The organism is Cedecea sp. B1(4) (assembly GCF_059414925.1).
This window is the reverse complement of sequence record NZ_JCAHMZ010000257.1, coordinates 1-365: the sequence shown is the minus strand read 5'-3', so window position 1 is coordinate 365 and position 365 is coordinate 1. Positions and strand designations below refer to the sequence as shown.

General features: G+C 63.6%; 1 pseudogene. It reads right to left on the bottom strand.

The annotated features are described in order from the left end of the window. Positions 1-365, bottom strand: a pseudogene (locus ACR6JA_RS22845) (type IV conjugative transfer system coupling protein TraD); the annotation flags it as partial.

The following is a 365-nucleotide window of genomic DNA, read 5'->3' as shown; positions in this document are numbered from 1 at the left end:
AGACCAGATCGCTGAACATCGAGTTGCCCACCGCCGCTGCGACTTCGGCGTCGGACAGTGCATCCAGCCCCACGTAGACTACCGCGCGTTTGCGGATGACCTGCATCCAGTCGAAGATCGGCCGCGGGTCGGACAGGTCGGAATAGTTCGGTGCGAGCAGTTGCGCGATCTTGCCGGTGGTGAGCTTCTCCAGCAGCGGCAGCAGCGAAGCGACGATCTTGTCGAAGTACGTCCGGTCGTAGCGCACGGCGCTGCGCAGGCCGTCGAGCACCGGGTCATAGATGCGCACCTGGGACAGGTACTGTTCGAGGGCCACCACGCGCTTCTCGCGCCCGATCATGTTGCGCGGGATGTTCTTGTCGTTC